Genomic DNA, 21,286 nt, shown 5'->3' on the forward strand with positions numbered 1-21,286 from the left:
CGCCTACGCCTCGCTGGGCGAGCCGTCGCGGTCGAGCTTTTCCAGGTACGCCGCGCCGCCTTCCACCTCGGCGCGGTATCCGTCTGCCGTGCCGAAGGTCAGGGACTCGGCCAGCGTCTCGGACACCACGTATTCCTGCCACGCCTCGGCCGCCGCCCGCGCGTCGCCGCTCACGTCGAGGTGCAGGGTGATGCGGTCGGAGACCTGGAAGCCCGCGCGTTTGCGGCCGTCCTGGATGCCGCGCACGAGGTCGCGGGCCAGGCCCTCGAGTTCCAGTTCACGGGTCAGGGTGGTGTCGAAGGCCACCAGGTAGCCCGCTTCCTCCATCGCGGCGTAGCCCTCGGGTGAACGGGCGTCCACCAGCACCTCGTCCGGCCCGAGTTCAAAGCGCTCGCCGCCCGGAGCCACCACCTCGAAGAACTTGCCGTCGCGCACCGCGCGCGCGATCTCCGAGGCGTCCGCGGCCTGCAGCGCGGCGCGCACCTGCGGCACCGCCTTACCGAACTTCTTGCCCAGCAGCGGCAGGTTCGGGCGCAGCTGGTAGCTCACAAGTTCTGCGTACTGGTCGAGCAGCTCGACCTCCTTCACGTTCAGCTCCTCGCGGATCTGCCCGGCAAAGCGGCCCAGCGCGGCCGTCTGATCGGCCGTCCTGGCGCGGAGCATGACCTTCGGGAGCGGCTGACGCTGCCGCAGGCCCGTCTGCCCGCGCACGGCCCGGCCCAGCCCCACGACGCGCAGCACGGCGTCCATCTCCCCGACCAGGGCGGGCGCGGCCAGGGCCTCATTCACCACCGGCCACGCGCTCAGGTGCACGCTCTGCGGGGCGCCTGGCGTCACGGAGCGCACCAGGTTCTGGTACAGCGTCTCGGCGAGGAACGGCGTGAACGGCGCGGTCAGCTGCGTCACCGTGACCAGCGCGGTGTGCAGGGTGGCGTAGGCGCTCACATCCACCATGCCGTCCCCGCTCCAGAAGCGGCGGCGGTTGCGGCGCACGTACCAGTTGCTCAGGTCCTCCACCACGAAGTCCTGGAGTGCGCGGCTGGACGCGGTCGGATCGTAGTTCTCCAGCGCGTCCGTGACCGTGCCGATCAGCGCCTGCACCTTCGCCAGCAGCCAGCGGTCGACCTCGGGGCGCTCGTGCACCGGCGGGGCCGCCGCCAGATCCGGACGGTCGAGGTTCGCGTACAGCACGAAGAACGAGTAGGTGTTCCACAGCGTCAGGAAGTACGAGCGGAAGGCTTCTCCAATCACGTTCAGGCCCACCCGGCGCGACAGTTCCGGCGGCGCCGACACGTAGGTGTACCAGCGCGCCGCGTCGGCCCCGAACGCGTCGAAGACCTCCCAGGGGTTCAGGATGTTCCCCTTGCTCTTGCTCATCTTCTGGCCCTTCTCGTCGAGGAAGTGACCGGCGCAGATCACCGACTTGAACGCCACCGAGTCGAACACCATGGTGCCGATCTGGTGCAGCGAGTTGAACCACCCGCGCGTCTGGTCAATCGCCTCTGCGATGTAATCGGCCGGGAAGCCGCCGCGCTCGAAGACCTCGCGGTTCTCGAAGGGATAGTGGTGCTGCGCGAAGGGCATCGCGCCCGAGTCGTACCACACGTCCATCACGTACGGCACGCGGCGGAAGGTCTTGCCGTCCACGTCGAAGGTCACGTCGTCCACGAAGGGCCGGTGCGGATCGAAGTCGGGTCCGGCCACGTCGGTCCGCCCGCTGAGCTGCGCGAGTTCCGCGTACGAGCCGACCACGCGGTACTCGCCGTCCTCCGCCTCCCACACCGGCAGCGGCGTGCCCCAGTAGCGGTTGCGGCTGAGGTTCCAGTCGATCAGGTTCTCCAGCCACCCGCCGTAGCGGCCGTTCTTGATGTGCGCGGGGTGCCAGTCGATACTCTGGTTCAGCTCGATCAGGCGGTCTTTCAGGGTCGTGTTGCGCAGGTACCAGCTCTCGGTCGCGTAGTACATCAGCGGCGTGCCGCAGCGCCAGCAGTGCGGGTAGCTGTGCACGAAGTTCTTCTCGCGCCACATGATCCCGCGCGCACGCAGGTCACGCACGATGTCGCTGTTCGCGTCCCGGAAGAACACGCCCTGCCACGGCCCGAAGCGGTGCTTGCCCGTCTCGTCCACGCCCACGATCACCGGGAACCCGTAGTTGCGGCTCAAGCGCATGTCGTCCTCGCCGAAGGCCGGCGCGGTGTGCACGATTCCGGTGCCGTCCGAGTCGCTCACGTAGGTGTCCAGGCCGCTCATCCATACGGGCTTGCCCTCGCCCTCGGCGTCGTAGGCCTCGGTGAAGGGGGGCTCGTACGCCACGCGGTCCAGCTCGGTGCCGCGGAAGGTCTTCACGACCTCGGCGCCCTCGCCCAGCACCTCCGCGAGCAGCGTGCGCGCCAGGATCAGCGTGCGGCCCTCGCTGTCCTTTGCGGCCACGTACTCGAAGTCCGGGTGCAGGGCTACACCCACGTTGTACGGCAGCGTCCACGGCGTGGTCGTCCACACCAGGAAGGCCGCGCCGGCGTCCAGGCCCAGCGCCGCCGGGTCGCGCAGCGCGAAGGTCACGTACACGCTGGGGTCCTGGATGTCCTTGTAGCCCTCGCTCACCTCGGCGTTCGAGAGGGTCGTGCCGTCCTTCGGGCAGTACGGCGCCACCCGGAATCCCTTGTACAGCAGGCCCTTGCCGTCCAGCTCCTTGACGCTCCACCACACGCTCTCGATGTAGTTCCGGTGCAGCGTCATGTACGGCTGGTCGAGGTTCACCCAGTACGCCATGCGCTCGGTGAATCTGCGCCATTCCTGCTCGTACTCGAAGACGGTCTCGCGGCACTGCGCGTTGAAGCGGTCGATGCCGTATGCCTCGACCTCGCGTTTGGAGTTCAGGCCGAGCTTCTTCTCCACCGCGAGTTCGACCGGCAGGCCGTGCGTGTCCCACCCGGCCTTGCGCGCCACGTAGCGGCCCTGCATGGTCTTGAAGCGCGGGAAGAGGTCCTTCAGGGACCGGCTCTCCACGTGGTGGATGCCGGGCATGCCGTTCGCGGTGGGCGGCCCCTCGTAGAAGGTGTAGGGCTCGCCGCCCGCCGTCTGCTCCAGCGAGCGCTCGAAGATGCGTTCGTCGCGCCACCAGCGCAGCAGGGCTTCCTCCATGTGCGGGAAACTGGGGTTGGACTCGACGGGGGCGAACTTCTGCGGTGTATCCGAGGTGGTCATGGCACTCCTTGAAAGCGGGTCCCGGAGCGGCGGCCAACGAAAAAACGACGCGCTCCAGCGTGTGCTGGGACGCGTCGCCGCTGAGGCATGCGTGGTACCACCCAACTTCGCCGCGTTTGCGGCCTCGTTGCTGTCCCTCTGTCGCGGGGCGTACGGGCGGGTCTAGTGGGCCCCGGCGTACGGGGCGGTTCTTCCGCCGGCGCGGGAGGTGATGTTCGGCGGGGAGCTGGCCACCGGGCTTCCACCATCCCCGGCTCGCTGGCGCCGCTCTGTCCGCGTACTGTCCTCACGGTCGCGTTGCTGGCTTTAACCTCCGGCTGCGGAGGTTGTCGTATGGTAGGCCGGCTGACCGGGCCGGTCAATGACCTGCGCGCCGCGTGTCGCCCGGTGCTGGACACCCCGCGCACGGGGCCGCCCCAGCGGTTTATGCTGGGATCATTAAGTCCCGTCAGGTTCGCTGGCCGCCGGTGGCGGACCGCAGGCGGGCAGATCGGCGTTCCGGCGCCAGTCTCAGGAGACGATCATGGAGTCCACGGCTTACCAATTCACTTCACAAACCCGCAGGCAGCGCCGGGGAGGGTCGGCACAGTGACCGACACCGTTCCCTCCGCCCTGCCCTTCCACGAACTGCAACAGAAGATCCTCCCGGAACTGCACCTGATCGCAGCCGGGTACGGCATCGAGAACTACCGCAAACTGAAGAAAGACGCCCTGGCCCTGGCGATCATGCAGCGCCAGGCCGACGCCGAGGGCCAGCTGCTTGCCCAGGGCTACCTGGAGATCAGCCCGGACGGCTACGGCTTCTTGCAGTCGGACCTGCTCGACCAGCACTCGCGCTCAGTCCTGGTCACGGCGGGCGTGATCAAGCAGTACCACCTGCGCACCGGCGACTCCGTGATCGGCCGCGCCCGCAAGGCCCGCGAGAACGAGCGCTACGGCTCGCTGATCCAGGTCGAGGCCGTGAACGGTCTGGACCCGGAGGCGGCCCGCAAGCGCCCCAAGTTCGACGACCTGACGCCCACCTTCCCCGAAGCGCAGCTGGTGATGGAAGACCCGGCGATGGGCGACGGCCTGAGCCTGCGCGTGGTGGACCTGCTGGTGCCCATCGGGCGCGGGCAGCGTGCACTGATCGTCGCGCCGCCCAAGGCCGGGAAGACCACCCTGCTGAAGAACATCGCCAACTCGATCACCAAGAATTACCCGGACGTGACCGTCATGGTGCTGCTGGTGGACGAGCGCCCCGAGGAGGTCACGGACTTCCGCGAGAGTGTGCGCGGCGCGCAGGTGGTCGCCAGCACCTTCGACGAGCCGCCGCAGCACCATGTGCGCGTGGCGGAATTCGTGCACGAGCGCGCCCGGCGCATTGTCGAGGAGGGCGGTCACGTCGTGATCCTGCTCGACTCGATCACCCGCCTGGCCCGCGCGAACAACCTGGTCACGCCGCCGACCGGCCGCACGCTGTCGGGCGGTCTGGATTCCAACGCCCTGCACTGGCCCAAGCGCTTCCTGGGCGCGGCGCGCAACATCCGCGAGGGCGGCAGCCTGACCATCCTCGCCACGGCGCTGGTCGAGACCGGCAGCCGCATGGACGACGTGATCTTCGAGGAGTTCAAGGGCACCGGCAACGCGGAACTCGTGCTGTCGCGCCGCCTGGAGGAGCGCCGCATCTTCCCGGCCCTGGACATCCTGAAGTCCGGCACCCGCCGTGAGGAGCTGCTGCTGCAGCCTGAGGTGCTCAAGAAGATGTGGCTGCTGCGCAAGGTCATCAGCGACATGGACCCCGCCGACGCCATGGAGATGCTGCTGTCGCGGATGGGCAAGACCCGCAACAACATCGAATTCCTGCAAGGCCTTGCGGGCGGCTGAGATCGTCCACCCCCACCCTGGAGCCCCCGTGTCCGTACCGCTACGTCTTCGTCTGACCGTGGCCCTCGCGGCCGCCCTGCTCGTCCCGGCTGCGGCCGCATCTTCCGGTCCACCCAGCGGCGTGCCGGTGCCCGTGTCCCTGCTCGATCCCGCCACGCTGGTGCAGCCGGGGCCTGACGTCACGCTGGCCCCGGCGACCGCCCACCGCGTGCTGACCGTCGTGGTCTCCACCCGCGAGACGGCCGTGCAGGTGGGCCGCCGCTACGGGGTGGCGTCCGCCGGCGTGAGCCTGCTGCCGGTGTCTGGCCGCGCGCACGCCCGGCTGGCCCAGTTGAAGCTGGTGTCCAGCGAATCCGAGCGTCCGCCGCGGCGCCCGGCGTCCGTGCAGGTGTACCGCGTGCGCGCCGGCGACACCCTGGCAGGCATCGCGGGCCGCTTCGGCCTGACCATCGTGGACCTGCTGGGGGTGAACCTCGACCGGTCCAGCCTCGACCGCGTGCATATCGGCGAGACCCTCAACGTGCCCACGCGTGAGCGCGGCCTGCTGCTGCGCATCAAGCCCGGCCAGTCCGCGCTGTCGCTGATCGCCGGGTACGGCGCGGACCTCGTGCAGACGGCCCGCGCCAACGGCGCACTGCCCACCGAGCTGACCGTGGGCGACGCCCTGCTGCTGCCCGGCGTGCGCGCCGAGGGCTTCCAGCAGCAGCTCCTCGCGCAGCGCGCGGCCGAGAAGCGCGCGGCCGTGGTGTACGCCCAGCAGCAGCAGTACGAGCGGTTCCTGGCGTGGAAGACGGCGCAGGCCCGGCAGCGGGCCGTGGCAGCCGCGCAGCGCCAGGAGCAGTACGACCGCTACCTCGCGTGGCAGCAGTCCGAGGAGCGCCGGGCGAAGATCCAGGCCTACGAGCGGCAGGTGCAGTTCGAGGCGGCGCAGGCTGCCCTGCGGCAGCGCGAAGCGGCCGCCGCGAAGGTGGCCGCCGCCCGCCCGACCGCCGCGCGCCGCGCCAGCGAGTCCGGCGCGGTGGTCCAGCGGGCGTCCACCGGGGCCTCGGGGCTGGCGTGGCCGATGCGTGCGTACCGCATCACCAGCCGCTTTGGTGAGCGGGATATCGCGTTCCACCGCGAGGTCTTCCACGGCGGCGTGGACCTCGCCGCGCCGTACGGCTCGCCCATCTACGCCGCGCTGGACGGCGAAGTCACCGCGAGCGGGTACGGGGACTACGGCCTGAACGTCTTCACGGTGAGCGGCAACAGCACCGTCGTGTACGGCCACATGAGCCGCGCGGCCGTGGTGGCCGGCCAGCACGTGGTCCAGGGCCAGCTGCTGGGCTATGTGGGCTGCTCCGGCATCTGCACGGGGCCGCACCTCCACTTCGAGGTGCGCCTGGGAGGGCGCCCGGTCGACCCGCTGGCGCTACTGCCGTGAATGGGCGCCCGGACGGCCCGGGCCTGCGGCTGCTGGTCGTGGACGACGAGGAACAGATCCTCGAACTCCTCGACCTCACGCTGAGTCTGCACGGCTACGACGTGCAGACGGTCCCGAGCGGTCCCGATGCGCTTGCCCACCTCCACGTTCAGGACGTGGACGTGATCGTGATAGACGTGCTGATGGCCCCGTGGGACGGCTTCCAGACGGTCCGTCACCTGTGCGCTGCCCTGCCCTTGGTGCCGCCGGTGGTGTTCCTGTCGGGCCTGAACCGACCGGACCCGCTGCCAGACCTGGGCGGCGATGTGCGGGTGGAGTATCTGGTCAAGCCGTTCCGTCCGTCCGAGCTGATCGCTGTGATCGAACACGTCTGGGCGTCCCGTCCCCCCACGGACTGACCCCATCTGCTCCCGCCTGCTGACCCTTCCGATGGGGTCAGCTGTTGGCTACCGTGGAGCCATGAGCGAGACCACCACCGGAACGCCCCAGCTGAATCGCGGGTTTGCACAGATGTTCAAGGGCGGCGTGATCATGGACGTCGTCACGCCGGAGCAGGCGCGCATCGCCGAGGCGGCCGGCGCCACCGCCGTGATGGCGCTGGAACGCGTGCCGGCCGACATCCGCCGCGACGGCGGCGTGGCCCGCATGAGCGATCCCAAGATGATCAAGGAGATCATCGCGGCCGTGACGATTCCGGTGATGGCCAAGGTCCGCATCGGGCATGTGGTCGAGGCGCAGATCCTCCAGGCGCTCGGCGTGGACTTCATCGACGAGTCCGAGGTGCTGACACCGGCCGACGACCAGTTCCACATCCTGAAGACGGACTTCCGCGTGCCCTTCGTGTGCGGCGCGAAGAACCTCGGTGAGGCGCTGCGCCGCGTGGGTGAAGGTGCCAGCATGATCCGCACCAAGGGTGAGGCCGGCACCGGCAATGTCGTGGAGGCCGTGCGCCACGCCCGTACCGTGCTGGGCGAGATCCGCGCGATCCAGTCCCGCCCAACCGAGGAACTCATGACGGTGGCGCGCGATCTCCAGGCACCGTACGAACTGGTCAAGTACGTGCACGAGCACGGCCGCCTGCCCGTCGTGAACTTCGCGGCCGGCGGCGTCGCCACCCCGGCCGACGCGGCCCTGATGATGGTGCTCGGCCTGGACGGCGTGTTCGTGGGCAGCGGCATCTTCAAGAGCGACAATCCCGAACGCCGTGCGCAGGCCATCGTGAAGGCCGTCACGCACTACCAGAACCCGGACGTGCTCGCCGAGATCAGCGAGGACCTGGGCGCCCCGATGACCGGCATCAACATCGACGAGCTGATCCCGGCCGAACGCCTTGCCAGCCGTGGCTGGTAAAGCCGCGCCCGTGGTGGGCGTCCTGGCCCTCCAGGGCGCCTTCCGCGAGCACCGCCAGCGGCTCGAGAGCCTCGGAGCCGCCGGGCGCGAGGTCCGTCTGCCCGCCGACGTGGACGGTCTGGCGGGCCTGGTGCTGCCCGGAGGGGAGAGCACCACCATGACCCGCCTGCTGGACAGCTTCGACCTGTGGGAGCCGATCGCGGCCCTCCACGCGCGGGGCGGGGCACTGTGGGGCACGTGCGCCGGGGCGATCCTCCTCGCGGCGGACGTGCTGGGCGCACCGCCCCAGGACGGCGGCCACCAGCGCAGCTTCGGTGTGCTCGACGTGACCGTGCAGCGCAACGCCTTTGGACGTCAGGTGGATTCCTTCACGACTCCTCTCGATGTGCGTGGGCTGGACGCGCCGTTCGAGGCGGTGTTTATCCGCGCGCCGACCTTCGTGCGCGTTGGGAGCGACGTGGACGTCCTCGCGGATTACGCCGGCCACGCCGTGTTGGTGCGGCAGGGAAGGGTCCTGGCCAGCGCTTTCCACCCGGAGCTGACCGGGGATGCCCGGCTACACCGGGCGTTTCTGGAGATGCTTGTCCCAGAATTAACACGCTAGAAACAGGGAGAGGAATAAAATATTCACGAGCTCGAAAAATCGTGAATACTTTCACTAAGATGTAAGCATTTCAGTACGTCCGCCGGCACTCCCGTCACGTAGGGTAGGGGCGGTGGAGACGAGCGTGTACGAACGGGATGGAGCGCGGCTCCACGTCGCGACGACGGGCCACGGCCCGGACGTGGTGCTGATCCACGGTCTCAGCGGCTCCGGCCAGTGGTGGCGTCACAACGTCCCTGCGCTGAGCCGCGAGCACCGCGTCCACGTGCTTGACCTGGCAGGGTACGGCCGGGCGCGGCGGCAGCGGGCTTTGGGCGTGCAGGCCGTGGCCCGGCTGGTGGCGGCGTGGCTGGAGGAACGCGACCTGCACGATGTCACGGTCATCGGTCACTCGATGGGCGGGCATATCAGCCTGCATGTCACGGCCCTGGTGCCGGACCGCGTGTCCAGGCTGGTGCTTGCGGCGGCCAGCGGCCTGCTGCGTCAGCCCCTGCCGCGCGTGATGCTGGCGCTGCCCGGCGCGCTGGTCACGGGCCGCAAGCGCTTCCTGCCGCAGATCATCGGGGACGCGCTGCGGGCGGGGCCGCGCAACCTGCTCATCAGCAGCCGCGACCTGCTGCGCGACAGCGTGCAGGAGCTGCTGCCGGCCGTCCATGTTCCGACGCTGGTGATCTGGGGTGCGAGGGACGCCCTGGTGCCCGTGAGCGTCGGGCGCATGCTGGCCGGTCTGGTCCCCGGCGCGACGCTGCACGTGATTCCCGGCGCCGGCCACGTGGTGATGGTGGACGCGGCGCCCACCTTCAACCGGCTGGTGCTGGACTTCATGGCTGAGGGCCGAGGGGAAGGCGGATGAAGGTCGACCGGATATTCCTCGACGTGCACGGCCTGCGCACGCACGCGCTGGTGCTGGGGCGCGGAGCCCCGCTGGTGGTTGTGCCCGGTCTGGGCTGCGCGTCGTGGATGTACCTGCGGGTCGCGGCGGCGCTGGCAGATGACCGACGCGTGTACCTCTACGACCCGCCGGGCCACGGGTACAGCCAGGGCACGGCGTCGTTCCCGACGTGCATAGAACACCTGACAGACCACCTGGCCGCGTGGCTGGTGCAGGCCGGGCTGGTGGGCACGCCGGTCTTCGGGCACTCGCTGGGAGGGGAGGTCACCTTCGACCTCGCCGCCCGCTACCCGGGGTTCTGTACGGCTGTCGTCGCGTGTGCTCCAACCGGCATTCCCGAGAATCCCAGCGTGCCGGTGCAACTGCTGCGCCTGTTGCGTGACCTGCCGCGGGAACGCGCCGCCCTGCTGGTCCCTGGCCTGCGCGCGTACCGGCACTGCGGTGTGCGGCGGATGCTGCGCCTCGCGGACGATCAGACGGCCCACGACACCGGGCCGCTGCTCGGCCGAGTCGACGTGCCCACGCTGCTACTCGACGGCCTGAGCGATCCGGTGATCCAGTCGTGGACGGTTCAGGCCATCCGGACCGCCATTCCGGACGCGGTCGTGCGGGAGATCGCCGGCGGCACGCACGCCCTCACGGATTCGCATCCCCGGGCGGTGGCGAGATACACCCTGGATTTTCTTGAGGCAATCGAAAGGTGAACAAATCAATCACGATCTAGCATAGTCGTGAAACTATTCACTTAAGACTGCGGTGAAATGGCTAGTTCAGCCATCTCCGTCCATCTGTCAGCCCTCTCGACCCTCCACCGCCAGCCCGATCTCGGTGAGCTGCGCGGCATCGACAGGGGAGGGCGCCTCGGCCATCAGGTCGGCGCCGCGGTTGTTCTTCGGGAACGCAATCACCTCGCGGATGCTGGCGGCGCCGGTCATCACCATGACCAGCCGGTCAAAGCCCCACGCGATCCCGCCGTGTGGCGGCGTGCCGTACGTCAGGGCGTCGAGGAAGAAGCCGAACTTGTCCTGCGCCTGCTGCGGAGTGAAGCCGATGGCCCCGAACATCAGAGCCTGTACCTCCGGGCTGTGGATACGGATGCTGCCGCCGCCGACCTCGAAGCCGTTGAGCACCAGATCGTAGGCCTGCGCCCGGATCTCGCCCTGCCGCTCGGTGCCGAACAGCTCCACGTCGTCCGGGTGCGGCGCGGTGAAGGGGTGGTGCATGTAGGTCCACGTACCGGACTCCTCGTCCAGTTCCAGCTGGGGGAAGTCCGTCACCCACGACACGTGGTACAGCGGGCCGCCCGCCGCGAGGTCGAAGGCGTCGCGCAGCGCCAGCCGCACCGCGCCCAGAGCCGACACGGCCGACTTCCACGGGCCGGCGCTGAACAGCAGGGTTCCGCCCTCGGGCACGCCGGTCGCGGCCAGCAGGGATGCCGTCTGCGCGCCGACGAACTTGCTGATGCCGCCCGTGAAGCCCTCGCCCTCGCGCCGCAGCCACGCCAGGCCGCGCGCGCCGTTCTGCTTGGCGACGCGCTCCAGTTCGTCGATCTGCCTGCGCGTCAGTTCCGGTGCCACGATGACCTTGACGCACGGTGCGGATACGAAGGCCGCGAACTCCCCGCCCCGGAACAGCTCGGTCACGTCGGTGAAGGCCGTCCCGAAGCGCAGATCCGGCTTGTCCGAGCCGTAGGTGTCCATCGCGGCGTGGTAGGTCATGCGGGGGAACGGCTGGGGCAGTTCCACTCCCAGCGTCTCGCGGAACACGTGCGCCAGAAGCCGCTCGTTCAGCGCCAGCACGTCCTCCTGCTCGACGAAGCTCATTTCCATATCCAGCTGCGTGAAGTCCGGCTGACGGTCCGCGCGCAGGTCCTCGTCGCGGAAACAGCGGGCGAGCTGGTAGTAGCGGTCCATGCCGGAGATCATCAGGAGCTGCTTGAACAGCTGCGGCGACTGCGGCAGCGCGTAGAACTCGCCCGGGTTCAGGCGGCTGGGCACCAGGAAGTCGCGGGCGCCCTCGGGCGTGGACTTCGTGAGCATGGGCGTCTCGACCTGCACGAAGCCCTCGTTCGCCAGGAAGGACGTGATGGCCGCCACCGCCCTGGACCGCAGGATCAGGTGCCGCTGCATCTCCGGGCGGCGCAGGTCGAGATAGCGGTACTTCAGGCGGATGTCCTCCGCGACGCTGTCGCCCTTGTCCAGCTCGAACGGCGGGGTCTTGGCAGTGTTGAGCACCCGCACGCGCGACGCGATCACCTCGTAGTCCGCCGCGCCGCCCTTGCGCTGCGCCTCGGGCCGCGCCTGGTACGTGCCTTCGATCTCCGCGACGTACTCGGCGCGCAGCTCGTCCGCCGCAGCAAAAGCGGGGGAGTCCGGTTCCACCTGCACCTGCACCACGCCGCTGCGGTCGCGCAGCTCGAGGAAGATCAGGCCGCCCAGGTCGCGGCGGCGGTTCACCCAGCCCTGCAACGTGACACTCTGCCCGGCCTGGGCGGGCACCAATTCTCCGATATATGACGTGCGTTTCATGCGTTCTCCTGCGCGGGGGCGGCCTGTGCCACGCTCCCGGATGGCTCGAGGTGCCCGGCCAGGTACGCCGGCAAGTCACGGGTGCCGACGGTCATCTGCACGCCGGTGGCGAGGTCCTTGACGCTCACGACATCGCGGGCGACCTCATCCGAGCCGATCAGGGCGACCAGCCGCGCTCCACGCCGCTCGGCGTCGCGGAAGGCGGTGCCGGGCTTCACTGCTCGGTACGCGAACTCCGCACGTGCCACCCGCCGGGCGGCGATTGCAAGCGTCGCGGCATGCCCGACGTTGGCCACGTCCAGCGCGGCCACGTACAGCAGCGGGCCGCCCGACCCGGGCACGTCCAGCCCCTCGGCCTCCATGGCGAGCAGCAACCGCTCGATGCCGAAGGCCCAGCCGATGCCCGGCACCAGCGGCCCGCCGAGTTGCTCGGCCAGACCGTCGTAACGGCCCCCGCCGCCCAGCGCGGATTTTGCGCCCACGCCCTCGTGGTGCAGTTCCCACGCGGTGCGGCGGTAATAATCCAGTCCGCGCACGATGCTCGGGTCGATGTCGTACGCGACGTCCCACGAGTTCAGGTAAGTCTGCACGGCCTCGAAGTGCGCGCGCGCGTCGTCGCCCAGGAAGTCCAGCATGGGCTTCACGCCCAGTTCTGCGATCAGCGCCTGGTCTCCGGCGCTCTTGGAATCGAGGATCCGCATGGGGTTGCGCTCCAGACGCTCCTTCGAGTCGTCCGACAGGCGGTCCACGTGCGCGCCGAACAGCCCACGCAGGTAGGCGTTGTACGTCTCGCGGTCGGCCGGGTCGCCGATGCTGCCCAGTTTCACGCGCACGCCCGTCAATCCCAGGGCGGCCACCACGTCCACCATCAGCGCGATTGCCTCGGCATCCACCAGCGGGTCGGTGCTGCCCAGCACCTCGTAGTCCACCTGGTGGAACTGTCGCAGGCGGCCCTTCTGCACGTTCTCCGCGCGGAACATCGGGCCGTGGGTCCACAGCTTCAGGGGTGCTGGGAGCTGCTTGAGGCCGTTCTGGAGGTACGCGCGCACCAGGCCCGCCGTGCCCTCGGGCCGCAGGATGAAGCCCCCGTGGTCACCGAAGTAGTACACCGTGAACATCTCCTTGCGGACGATGTCGGTGCTGCCGCCCACGCCGCGCTTGACGAGTTCCGCCTCCTCGAACACCGGCGTGGCGAGAAACTGCGCGCCAGCGCGCTCCAGCACCCGGCGGGAGACGTCCTGAACGTGCTGGAAGGCCACGGCCCGCGTGTCGAGACTGAGTTTCGGACTGCCGTCCGGCAGGTGGTCCTGGGTACCCTTGGGCCGCTGAATCGCCATAACCTGGGAAGTCTACCGGTCTGAGCGTCTGACCGTCCAACGCGGGAGCATGGAAGCAGGGGAGAGGGCGGCCACGCCTGCGCGCCGGCCGCCCCCACTCCGCTGTGCTTACTGCCGGACGCTGTACGGCAGCCCGGTGGACTGCTTGCCGCCGACCTCGACGAACAGCCAGCTGCCGCCGACGGGCGCGTCGGCCGGAATGGTCAGGACGATCTGCGTGTCAGTCCACGACACGACCGCGGTCGCCGGGAAGACGTAGCCGCCCTGTCCGGTCTCGGTCGCGCCGAGGCGCACCTTGCCGATGCTGGGGCCGCCCAGGAACCGGCCCTGGATGGTGAGCTGGGAGCCGCGGGCGGCGCCCTCGGATACCTTGACGAGCATGGGGGTGACCGTCACCATCTGCTCGGCGGTCTGGGTCTGCTGGCGCGGCGCACAGGATGCGAGCACCCCGGCGAACAGTAAAGGAGCAACAAAGAAACGCAGCATTAGGGCAGCCTCCACGGGCAGTCTAATGATTCGCGACATGACCGGTCAAACGCCCCCCCCCAGTGCCGGCCGCTCTCCCGGCCCAGACGCGGCCGACGCCACGATCCCCTCCATGACCGGCAAGCGTGTGCTGGTCATCTTCAACCCCAAAAGCGGCAACGGCGACAGCGGCCTGCCCACGTTCAATACCCTGCTGCGCGGCGCCGGCGCCGAGGTCGTCGAGCGGGAACTGACGCAGGACACGCCCATGACCGAGTACGTAAAGGACGTGGAGTCCTTCGACGCGGTCGTCGCGGCCGGTGGGGACGGCACGGTCAGCTCGGTGTCGTACGCGAGCCGGTACAAGAACGTGCCGCTGCTGGCGTACCCGGCCGGCACGGCCAACCTGATCGCGCAGAACCTGGACCTGCCGGTCACGCCCCAGGATCTCGCGCGGGTGGTGGCCGAGGGCCGCGCCGTGCGGGTGGACATGGGCGAGGTCGAGGTGCGCGGCGAGACGCAGGGCTTCGCCATGCTCGCGGGTGCCGGCGCGGACGCCGCCATGATCCGGGACAGCGAGGACCTCAAGGACCGCTTCGGCGTGCTCGCATACGTCATGAGCGCCATGAAGCAGCTCAACCCGCGCAAGACCACCTTCACGCTCACCATCGACGGTCAGCGCCGCGAGTTCGAGGGCATCGGCGTGATGGTCGCGAACTTCGGCATGGCGAACTTCCGGCTGCCCATCACCACTGACATCAGCCCGGACGATGGGCGCTTCACGGTGGTGCTCCTGAAGGCCGGGAACCTCCTGCGCCTGGTGCCGAACCTGATCGACTCGGTGCGCGCCAAGCTGAATCTCGGCGACCCGCTGTTCAGCGGCAACTTGGAGACGCTCAGCGCCCGTGAAGTCACGGTGGACGCCGCCGATCCGTTCCCACTCCAGTACGACGGCGAGCTGCACGTGGAAACCACACCGTTCACCGCGCGCATTCTGCCCGGCGCCGTGCGCTACCTGACGCCCAGCACCGAGGAACAGCTCGCCACCTGACGGGCTTGACGTCCACCGCCCCAGATTTTGCGTCTGGGGCGGTGTTTTCTGGGCAGGCTCACAGGAGGGCCAGGAAGGGGCCTCGGAGGCGTGCCGAGGGGTACGGGAGCCTGCTGTGTAAACGCGGGCGGCGTACGCGGAGGCATTTCGCTCCGCGAAGCCACCCGTTGATAAGGCATGTTATCATCGGACAGATGTCGAGCGACCTCACGCCCTATACCGGCGACCGCCTCAGCCACGCCCGCGCGTTCACCGGCCTCACGGACGAGGCCCTGCGGGTCCGGGCCACCGTCGCCGCGCGGGACAAGCACGCGGACGACCTGTGGAGCCTCACGCAGGCCTTTCTGACCACCGACACCAGCGCCGGCGTCCGGTTGAGCCCCCACACGCTGCGCGCGTACCGCAAGGGCGTGGAGGTGCTGGTCGAGCACGCGGCTGCCAACGCGTGGAACGTGCTGCACCCCGGACGGCGCGAACCGTCGATGTTCGTGGCGTCACTCACGGCCGCCGGCCTGAAACCCGCGACGGTCATGGCCCGGGTGGCCGCGGCGTCCGCACTGTACCGGGCGCTGCGATGGGCCGGCGCGACGGACGCCGATCCCTTCGCGGACGTCAAGCGCCCCAAAGACCGCACCAAGGGCATCGTCAAGAACCCCCCGTACCGCGCGGATGTTATTCAGGCCATGCTCGCGGAGGCGGACGTGCAGGAGCGCGTGCTGCTGCTGCTCATGGCGCACGCGGGGCTGCGGATCGCGGAGGCGCTGGCCGTGCGCTGGGAGGACATCGACCTGCCCGCCCGGCGCCTGCGGGTCACGCACGGCAAGGGCGACAAGGCGCGCGTGGTGCCGCTCAGTGCCCGGCTGCGTGAGGCACTGACGGCCCTGCGCGCGGAGAGCGCGTCTTCCGGCGGCCACCTGACCACCTTCCGGGCGTACTCCAGCGCGTACGAGCGGCTCCAGAAGGTCGCCCTGAAGGCCGGGGTCGCGCACGAATTCCGGGGCTTCCACGCCGGGCGCAAATATGCGGGTACGCAGCTGTACGCGGCCACGAAGGATTTCACGCGCGTGGCGGGGTTCCTCGGCCACGAGCAGGTGGATACCACCCGCCGCTACGTGGAGGTGCCGGAGGACGACCTGAACGACGTGGTCGAGGGCTTCCGCTAGCGCGCGGTCACCACCGCCGGGCGCGTCCGTCCGTCCGGAACGCGTACACGATCATCAACGCGGCGAGCAGCAGCGCCGGAAGGTCACCCACCCGCATGTAGACGGTCGTGCCGGACAGCAGCCTGGGGCGGACGTGCAGCACCTGCATCGTCTCCCCTGCGGCCACCGTCTGGACCGGCTGCCCGAGGTCGTTCACGCTGCCGGCCACGCCGCGGTTCACCGAGCGCACCAGCCAGCGGCGGGTCTCGATGGCGCGGACGCGGCCCATCGCGAAGTGCTGCAGCACGCCCCAGCCGTCGTACCAGCCGTCGTTGCTGGGATTCACCAGCAGCTGCGCGCCCTGCTTCGCCAGCGAGCGCGCCACCCACGGAAACACCGAGTCGTAGCAAACGTACGCGCCGTAGCGGACACCGTTCAGGGTCAGAGGGCGCGGATCGCCGCTCTCCTCGACCCCGCCCAGCCGGATGTGGATGGCGTTCTCGATGATGGCGTACAGCGGGTGGAGCGGTCGGTACAGCGGGAAGTACTCGCCGAAGGGCACGAGCTTGCTCTTGTCGCTCCAGCTCGTGGCGTTCGAGCGGGCGTCGATGGCGGCCACCGCGTTGAATTCTGGTTCCGCACCGCCGGAGCCGACACCGCTGATGCCCGGGCCGACGAAGGACGGGAGGAACGCGGGCCGGCCGGGTGCCGTGATCGCCGTCTCGCTCCACACGACGACCTCGCCGTGGGTCTGACGCTGCGAGGCCACGCGCTGCTGACGCTCCTGCTCCTCCGGGCTGACATAGCCGGACGCCCGGCCGAAGGAGTCGAAGGGCGTGCGCAGCACCAGCACCGGCTGCACCGGCCCGCTGCCGGGTGTCCGCGTCAGGCCGTAGCCGAGCGCCACGGCCCACGCGAGGGCCGCGTATGCCAGCAGCCGGCCCCTCCCCCACGGACGGCGGGTCAGGGCGAAGGCCGCGAGGCTGGCGGCGGTGAACGTCACGAGGACGCTACCGAGCAACACGCCGCCCAGGTCCGCGATCTGGATGGCCGGGGACGGCAGCAGCGTCGCTCCCAGCGTCGGCCACGGAAACGCCAGTGGACCGAGGAACCGCAGCCACTCCAGGATCACCCACGCGCCGGCGAGTGCCCACACGCGCGCGACCGGATCGCGCACCAGCCGCGCGAGCGGGTACGCCATGACAGCCAGGAACGCGCCCTCCAGCAGGAACAGAGCAAAGGCGAGCACGCCGGTGCCGGTGCCGAGCAACTTGTTCAGGAAGGCGGTCAGCCACCACAGGTGCACGGTGAACAGGCCCACGCCGGACCACAGCAGCCGGACGCTGACTCCACGGGCATCTGAACCCTGCGCGGCGTACCACAGCACGGCGGCCAGCGGCACGAAGGCCAGCGGACTCCACGGCAGGGGTACGTTGCACAGGGCGAGCGCCGCGCCGAGCAGGGCGGACATGATCGGAACACTCAGGGCGGGCACGACCGCCATGATAGGGGGTGACCGGGCGCGCCGCGGACGGCGATGCTCTAGGATGCAGGCACCTTGAGAGTGGCCTTCATCAGTGACATTCACGGGAACATTCACGCACTGACCGCCGTGAAGCGCTTCCTCGCCGACAACATCGTCAACCAGGTCGTGGTGGTGGGTGATCTGGTCGGCTACGGCGCGTCGCCAGGCCCGGTCATCGACTTTGTGAAGCGCGAGGGCTGGTCCACCGGACTGGGCTCCAGCGACATGCGCGTCGCCATCGACCTGGGCGACCGCAACGACCGCAAGGGCGTGGCCGATCAGGTGCTGGTGTGGACCAAGAAGATGCTCTCGCCGGACCAGATGGACTTCCTGCGCCGGCTCCCGCCGGGCGGCCGGATCATGACGCCGATCGGCCGGGTGCGGTACTTCCACGGCAGTCCGCACGACCCCGAGGTGCGGCTGGACCTGATGGCGAACGAGCGGGACCTCGAGACGCTGGCCGACACGCTCGCGGCGCGGGTCGTCGTGGTCGGTGGATCGCACGTGCCCTTCGTCCGGACCATCGGCGAGACGACCTTCGTCGATCCCGGCAGCGTGGGTCTCACCCTGAACCACGAGCCCGGCGCGGACGTGGCGATCGTGGACTGCATCGGGCGCAAACCGAAGGTCTCACTGCACAAGGTCACGTACGACTTCGCGTCCAGCGCCTTCGACATCATGGCTTGGAACCTGCCGCCTGTGATTGCGGACGTGATCAAGACCGGCCGCATGGGCTAACAGTTCCAGGAGGAGAGCGGCACCGGGGCGAAATCCCGGTGCCGCTCTCCTGACGGGCAATTCTTAGACGGAGACGGGGCTGGCTCCGGCCGCGTGGCGTTCCAGGGCCTCGTCGAATCGGCGCACCAGGCCGGTCTCGCCCAGGATGTCCTCCAGGGCGCGCATCAGGGCGCGGTACGGCGCGGGGCGGGCCGCCTCGCCCATCAGGCCCAGGCGCCAGATCACGCCGGCGGTGGGGCCCAAGCCGCCCGTCACGCTGATCTCGCGCTGCCGCAGGGCTCTCCGGACCGCCGCGTCATCCAGCCCCTCGGGCAGGCGCAGGGCGAGCACGGTGGGCAGGCGGTCCTGCGGGCGCTTGACGTAGTGGCTGAAGCCCAGCGGCGTCAGCGCGGTCAGGATGGCGCTCCCGACCTCCCCCACGCGCTGCTGGCGGGCCTCCATACCCTCCTCCAGCGCGGCGCGCAGGGCGGCATGGAACGCGTAGTGGAGGTTCACCGGCACGGTGTGGTGGTAGGTGTGCTCGACCCAGTAGTCGCGCAGGCCCTCGAAATCGCAGTACCACAGCGGCGTGGGCGTGCGGCGGGCGCTGTAGCGGGCAAAGGCGCGCTCGCTGATCGCCACGGGCGCGAGGCCGGGAGGAGCCGACAGGCACTTCTGCGCGCCGGTGTAGGCGTAGTCCACCCCCCACCGCTCCATGTGGAAGGGTTCCATGCCGGCGGTGGTCACGGCGTCCACGGTCAGCAGGGCGCCGCTGCTGCGGACGAGTTCCGCGATCTCCGGCACGGGGTTCAGGACGCCGGTGCTGGTCTCGCCGTGAACGACCGCGACCATCTGGACGCCGTCGAGGTGCGCGGCGACGTCCTCGGGGCGGATCGCCTCGCCCAGGTGGGCGGTCACGAGGCGCACGCGCGCGCCGTAGCGGGCGGCCATCTCGGCCATGCGGCGACCGAACGAGCCGTTTGCGCACACCAGCACCTCGTCGCCCTGCTCGACCAGGTTCGCAAAGCCCGACTCCATGCCCAGGCTGCCGGTGCCGGCCAGCAGGGCGGTGAAGGCCTCGGGCTCGGTGCCGTACATGACGCGCAGGTCGTCCTGGATCTCGCGGTTGAGCTTGAACACCTCGGGGTCCATGTGCCCGAGCATGCCGCGCATCATGGCCTGCTGCGCCCGCGGGTGGATCGGGGTGGGGCCAGGGGTGAGCAGGATGTGGTCGAGGTGGAGGTCGTCGAACATGCGAGCAGGATAGCGTGTCGGGGGCGTCTGAGCAACAGAATTGCAAAACCGGGCTAGATTCCGGATTCAGTCGCAACATTCGATGGCACAGTTCCGGGAATGGTTGAGACTATTGCTCGATCTCCTCCAGAAGGACACGAGGGGGTGCATGATCGGCACGTCCGGTGAAAATTCCCTAGCATGCGGTCATGACCGTCCTGCCGCCCCTCCGGGCCGTGCTCTTCGACCGCGACGACACCATCGCCTGTACCGACCGCGCCGTTTCCCGTGAAGCTGCGACCTGGGCCGCCGAACGCCACAGCCTGGACGTCACGCACGTTGGTCAGGTGCTCGCGGACGTGTGGAGCGAGTCCATCTCACCCGACCGGTCCTCGTCGTGGTGGCACCTGCGCACGCCGGCCGACGAGGACGCGTTCTGGCAGGCCTACGGCCAGGAGCTCGCGCGGCGCTTGAACCTCAGCCCGGAGGCCGCCGCCGAGTGGATGGCCCGCTACCCCTACGAGGCCTACATGAAAGCTGTGCCCGGGGCGCGGGACGTCCTGAGCGCACTGCGCGCACGCGGGCTGAAGGTCGGCGTGCTGAGCAACACCCTCCCGAGCATCGACCGGACGCTGGCGTTTGTGGGCCTTGCCGACGTGGTCGATGTGGCCATCGCGACCTGCACGGTCGGCGTGCACAAACCCGATGCGGGCAGCTACCTCCACGCCGCGCAGGCGCTGGACTGCACGCCGGCCGAGGTGCTGTTCATCGACGACAAGCCCGAGAATGTCCACGCGGCCGAGGCGCTCGGGATGCGGGCGCGCGTGATCGACCTGTCGGGCCAGAACCCCGACGCCCTGCACACCCTCGGCGAGGTGCTGGACGTGGTGGACGCCCGGGCGGCCCGGGTGGGCGCGTGACGCCTCCCCTGCTCATCGACGGGCACCTGGATCTGGCGTACAACGCCGGTGAGGGCCGGGACCTCAGCGGCAGCGTGGAGGCGCTGCGCGCCGCCGATCCCATCGCGGGGCAGCGCGCGACCGTGACCTTCCCGGAACTGCGGCGCTCGGGGCTGCGGGTGTGCCTGGGCACGCTGTTTGCCATGCCGCGCACGCCGGCCAGCCCGCAGGGATATACGGACGCGGCGGGCGCCCGCGCGCAGGCCCTCTCGCAGCTCGACCAGTACCGCCGGTGGCAGGACGCGGGCGAGATTGTGCTGCTGCGGGACCGGGCCGAGGTCGCCGCGCACGTGGCCCGGCCGGACGCGCCGCTGGGCGTGGTGCTGCTGATGGAGGGCGCCGATCCGCTGCGCACCCCGGACGATCTGGCGCAGTGGGTCGAGTGGGGCGTGCGGATCGTGGGGCCGGCGTGGGGCGCGACCCGCTACGCCGGCGGGACGGACGCGCCGGGGCCGCTCACACCGGCCGGACGCGAGTTGGTGGCCGCCATGCGCGACCTGGGGGTGACGCTGGACGCGTCGCACCTGGACGACGCGGCCTTCTGGGACGCCGCCGACCTCGGGCCGCGCATGATCGCGTCGCACAGCAACGCCCGCTCCCTGGTGCCCGGCAACCGCCACCTGACCGACGACATGGCCTGCGCGATCGCGGAGGCGGACGGCGTGATCGGGCTGGTGTACCTCAGCCGTTTCCTGCGCGCCGTGCCGGACAGCGTGCGCGTGCCGCTGGACGCCCTGGCCGAGCACGCCCGGCATTACGCCGACATCGTCGGCTGGGACCGTGTGGCGCTGGGCACCGACATGGACGGGGGCTTCGGCGCCGAGAAGACGCCGCTGGGCATCGAGACGTACGTGGACGTGCCGGCCGTGCTGGACCTGTTGCCCGAGGACGCCCGCGCGGGCGTGGCCGGCGGGAACTGGGCGCGCTGGCTGACCACGCACCTGTGAGCGGCGCAGGCATTGACCACCTGTGGCGGTCCGGCGCGCGCCG

18 protein-coding genes are annotated in these 21,286 nt (G+C 69.8%); 12 read left to right on the top strand and 6 right to left on the bottom strand.

Translation table 11 applies throughout. The features are described 5' to 3' along the window. Positions 1-3: 3 nt before the first annotated feature. Positions 4-3,204 carry an isoleucine--tRNA ligase gene (ileS, locus tag HNQ07_RS03590; protein WP_184109498.1) on the bottom strand — a complete coding sequence of 1,067 codons (3,201 nt, stop codon included), beginning with the start codon at positions 3,202-3,204 and terminating at the stop codon, positions 4-6. Positions 3,205-3,792: 588 nt separating this feature from the next. Here ileS and rho point away from each other — a divergent pair. From rho to HNQ07_RS03625, 7 genes are all read left to right on the top strand, one after another. Then, positions 3,793-5,070 carry a transcription termination factor Rho gene (gene rho, locus HNQ07_RS03595; protein WP_184109499.1) on the top strand — a complete coding sequence of 426 codons (1,278 nt, stop codon included), beginning with the start codon at positions 3,793-3,795 and terminating at the stop codon, positions 5,068-5,070. A gap of 28 nt (positions 5,071-5,098) precedes the next feature. Next, positions 5,099-6,493, top strand: coding sequence for a M23 family metallopeptidase (locus HNQ07_RS03600; RefSeq protein ID WP_184109500.1), 1,395 nt, complete (start codon positions 5,099-5,101; stop codon positions 6,491-6,493). Then, positions 6,490-6,891, top strand: a complete 402-nt coding sequence (locus HNQ07_RS03605) for a response regulator transcription factor (protein WP_184109501.1) — start codon at positions 6,490-6,492, stop codon at positions 6,889-6,891. Before HNQ07_RS03600 ends, HNQ07_RS03605 begins: the two co-directional genes overlap by 4 nt. A 61-nt stretch (positions 6,892-6,952) precedes the next feature. After that, the gene (gene pdxS / locus HNQ07_RS03610) at positions 6,953-7,843 is read left to right on the top strand and encodes a pyridoxal 5'-phosphate synthase lyase subunit PdxS (protein WP_184109502.1); all 891 of its coding nucleotides are present in this window, start codon (positions 6,953-6,955) and stop codon (positions 7,841-7,843) included. Beyond that, positions 7,833-8,447: a pyridoxal 5'-phosphate synthase glutaminase subunit PdxT gene (gene pdxT / locus HNQ07_RS03615; RefSeq protein ID WP_184109503.1), complete on the top strand. Its 615-nt coding sequence runs from the start codon at positions 7,833-7,835 to the stop codon at positions 8,445-8,447. Before pdxS ends, pdxT begins: the two co-directional genes overlap by 11 nt. 124 nt (positions 8,448-8,571) lie before the next feature. Continuing rightward, a complete protein-coding gene (locus tag HNQ07_RS03620; protein WP_229831750.1) occupies positions 8,572-9,300 on the top strand; it encodes an alpha/beta fold hydrolase in 729 nt (242 codons plus the stop codon). After that, positions 9,297-10,043, top strand: a complete 747-nt coding sequence (locus HNQ07_RS03625) for an alpha/beta fold hydrolase (RefSeq protein ID WP_184109505.1) — start codon at positions 9,297-9,299, stop codon at positions 10,041-10,043. Before HNQ07_RS03620 ends, HNQ07_RS03625 begins: the two co-directional genes overlap by 4 nt. A gap of 87 nt (positions 10,044-10,130) precedes the next feature. Here the strand turns inward: HNQ07_RS03625 and aspS are convergent, their stop codons facing one another. From aspS to HNQ07_RS03640, 3 genes are all read right to left on the bottom strand, one after another. Then, the gene (gene aspS / locus HNQ07_RS03630) at positions 10,131-11,867 is read right to left on the bottom strand and encodes an aspartate--tRNA ligase (RefSeq protein WP_184109506.1); all 1,737 of its coding nucleotides are present in this window, start codon (positions 11,865-11,867) and stop codon (positions 10,131-10,133) included. After that, positions 11,864-13,204, bottom strand: coding sequence for a histidine--tRNA ligase (hisS, locus tag HNQ07_RS03635; protein WP_184109507.1), 1,341 nt, complete (start codon positions 13,202-13,204; stop codon positions 11,864-11,866). Before hisS ends, aspS begins: the two co-directional genes overlap by 4 nt. Positions 13,205-13,312: 108 nt before the next feature. After that, entirely contained in the window at positions 13,313-13,690 is a 378-nt protein-coding gene (locus tag HNQ07_RS03640) for an IPT/TIG domain-containing protein (protein ID WP_184109508.1), read from the bottom strand. 37 nt (positions 13,691-13,727) lie between these two features. On the opposite strand from HNQ07_RS03640, the gene HNQ07_RS03645 reads away from it, so the two are divergent. After that, positions 13,728-14,720: a diacylglycerol/lipid kinase family protein gene (locus HNQ07_RS03645; RefSeq protein ID WP_373297929.1), complete on the top strand. Its 993-nt coding sequence runs from the start codon at positions 13,728-13,730 to the stop codon at positions 14,718-14,720. Positions 14,721-14,914: 194 nt separating this feature from the next. Further along, positions 14,915-15,883: a tyrosine-type recombinase/integrase gene (locus HNQ07_RS03650; RefSeq protein ID WP_184109510.1), complete on the top strand. Its 969-nt coding sequence runs from the start codon at positions 14,915-14,917 to the stop codon at positions 15,881-15,883. 7 nt (positions 15,884-15,890) lie between these two features. Here the strand turns inward: HNQ07_RS03650 and lnt are convergent, their stop codons facing one another. Continuing rightward, on the bottom strand, positions 15,891-17,357 hold the full coding sequence (gene lnt / locus HNQ07_RS03655; RefSeq protein ID WP_229831748.1) for an apolipoprotein N-acyltransferase: 1,467 nt from the start codon (positions 17,355-17,357) through the stop codon (positions 15,891-15,893). Positions 17,358-17,420: 63 nt separating this feature from the next. Between lnt and HNQ07_RS03660 the strand changes: the two genes are divergently transcribed. Next, positions 17,421-18,125: a metallophosphoesterase family protein gene (locus HNQ07_RS03660; RefSeq protein ID WP_184109512.1), complete on the top strand. Its 705-nt coding sequence runs from the start codon at positions 17,421-17,423 to the stop codon at positions 18,123-18,125. A gap of 63 nt (positions 18,126-18,188) precedes the next feature. Here HNQ07_RS03660 and HNQ07_RS03665 read toward each other — a convergent pair whose 3' ends face one another. Then, a complete protein-coding gene (locus HNQ07_RS03665; RefSeq protein ID WP_184109513.1) occupies positions 18,189-19,358 on the bottom strand; it encodes an alanine--glyoxylate aminotransferase family protein in 1,170 nt (389 codons plus the stop codon). A gap of 188 nt (positions 19,359-19,546) precedes the next feature. Between HNQ07_RS03665 and HNQ07_RS03670 the strand changes: the two genes are divergently transcribed. Together HNQ07_RS03670 and HNQ07_RS03675 are read left to right on the top strand one after the other, a co-directional pair. Beyond that, complete coding sequence (locus tag HNQ07_RS03670) at positions 19,547-20,257, top strand: HAD family hydrolase (protein WP_184109514.1); 711 nt, start codon at positions 19,547-19,549, stop codon at positions 20,255-20,257. Continuing rightward, positions 20,254-21,243: a dipeptidase gene (locus HNQ07_RS03675; RefSeq protein WP_229831747.1), complete on the top strand. Its 990-nt coding sequence runs from the start codon at positions 20,254-20,256 to the stop codon at positions 21,241-21,243. Before HNQ07_RS03670 ends, HNQ07_RS03675 begins: the two co-directional genes overlap by 4 nt. The last annotated feature ends 43 nt before the right edge of the window (positions 21,244-21,286 follow it).

The sequence above is a fragment of the Deinococcus metalli genome, from assembly GCF_014201805.1.
Classification (GTDB): Bacteria; Deinococcota; Deinococci; order Deinococcales; family Deinococcaceae; genus Deinococcus; species Deinococcus metalli.

Excerpts from the sequence above, each read along its gene's own strand:
- HNQ07_RS03665 (WP_184109513.1), bottom strand. The coding sequence starts at position 19,358 with ATGTTCGACGACCTCCACCTCGACCACATCCTGCTCACCCCTGGCCCC.
- HNQ07_RS03650 (WP_184109510.1), top strand. The coding sequence starts at position 14,915 with ATGTCGAGCGACCTCACGCCCTATACCGGCGACCGCCTCAGCCACGCC.
- HNQ07_RS03645 (WP_373297929.1), top strand. The coding sequence starts at position 13,728 with ATGACCGGTCAAACGCCCCCCCCCAGTGCCGGCCGCTCTCCCGGCCCA.
- HNQ07_RS03640 (WP_184109508.1), bottom strand. The coding sequence starts at position 13,690 with ATGCTGCGTTTCTTTGTTGCTCCTTTACTGTTCGCCGGGGTGCTCGCA.
- aspS (WP_184109506.1), bottom strand. The coding sequence starts at position 11,867 with ATGAAACGCACGTCATATATCGGAGAATTGGTGCCCGCCCAGGCCGGG.
- ileS (WP_184109498.1), bottom strand. The coding sequence starts at position 3,204 with ATGACCACCTCGGATACACCGCAGAAGTTCGCCCCCGTCGAGTCCAAC.
- HNQ07_RS03670 (WP_184109514.1), top strand. The coding sequence starts at position 19,547 with ATGACCGTCCTGCCGCCCCTCCGGGCCGTGCTCTTCGACCGCGACGAC.
- hisS (WP_184109507.1), bottom strand. The coding sequence starts at position 13,204 with ATGGCGATTCAGCGGCCCAAGGGTACCCAGGACCACCTGCCGGACGGC.
- pdxS (WP_184109502.1), top strand. The coding sequence starts at position 6,953 with ATGAGCGAGACCACCACCGGAACGCCCCAGCTGAATCGCGGGTTTGCA.
- HNQ07_RS03625 (WP_184109505.1), top strand. The coding sequence starts at position 9,297 with ATGAAGGTCGACCGGATATTCCTCGACGTGCACGGCCTGCGCACGCAC.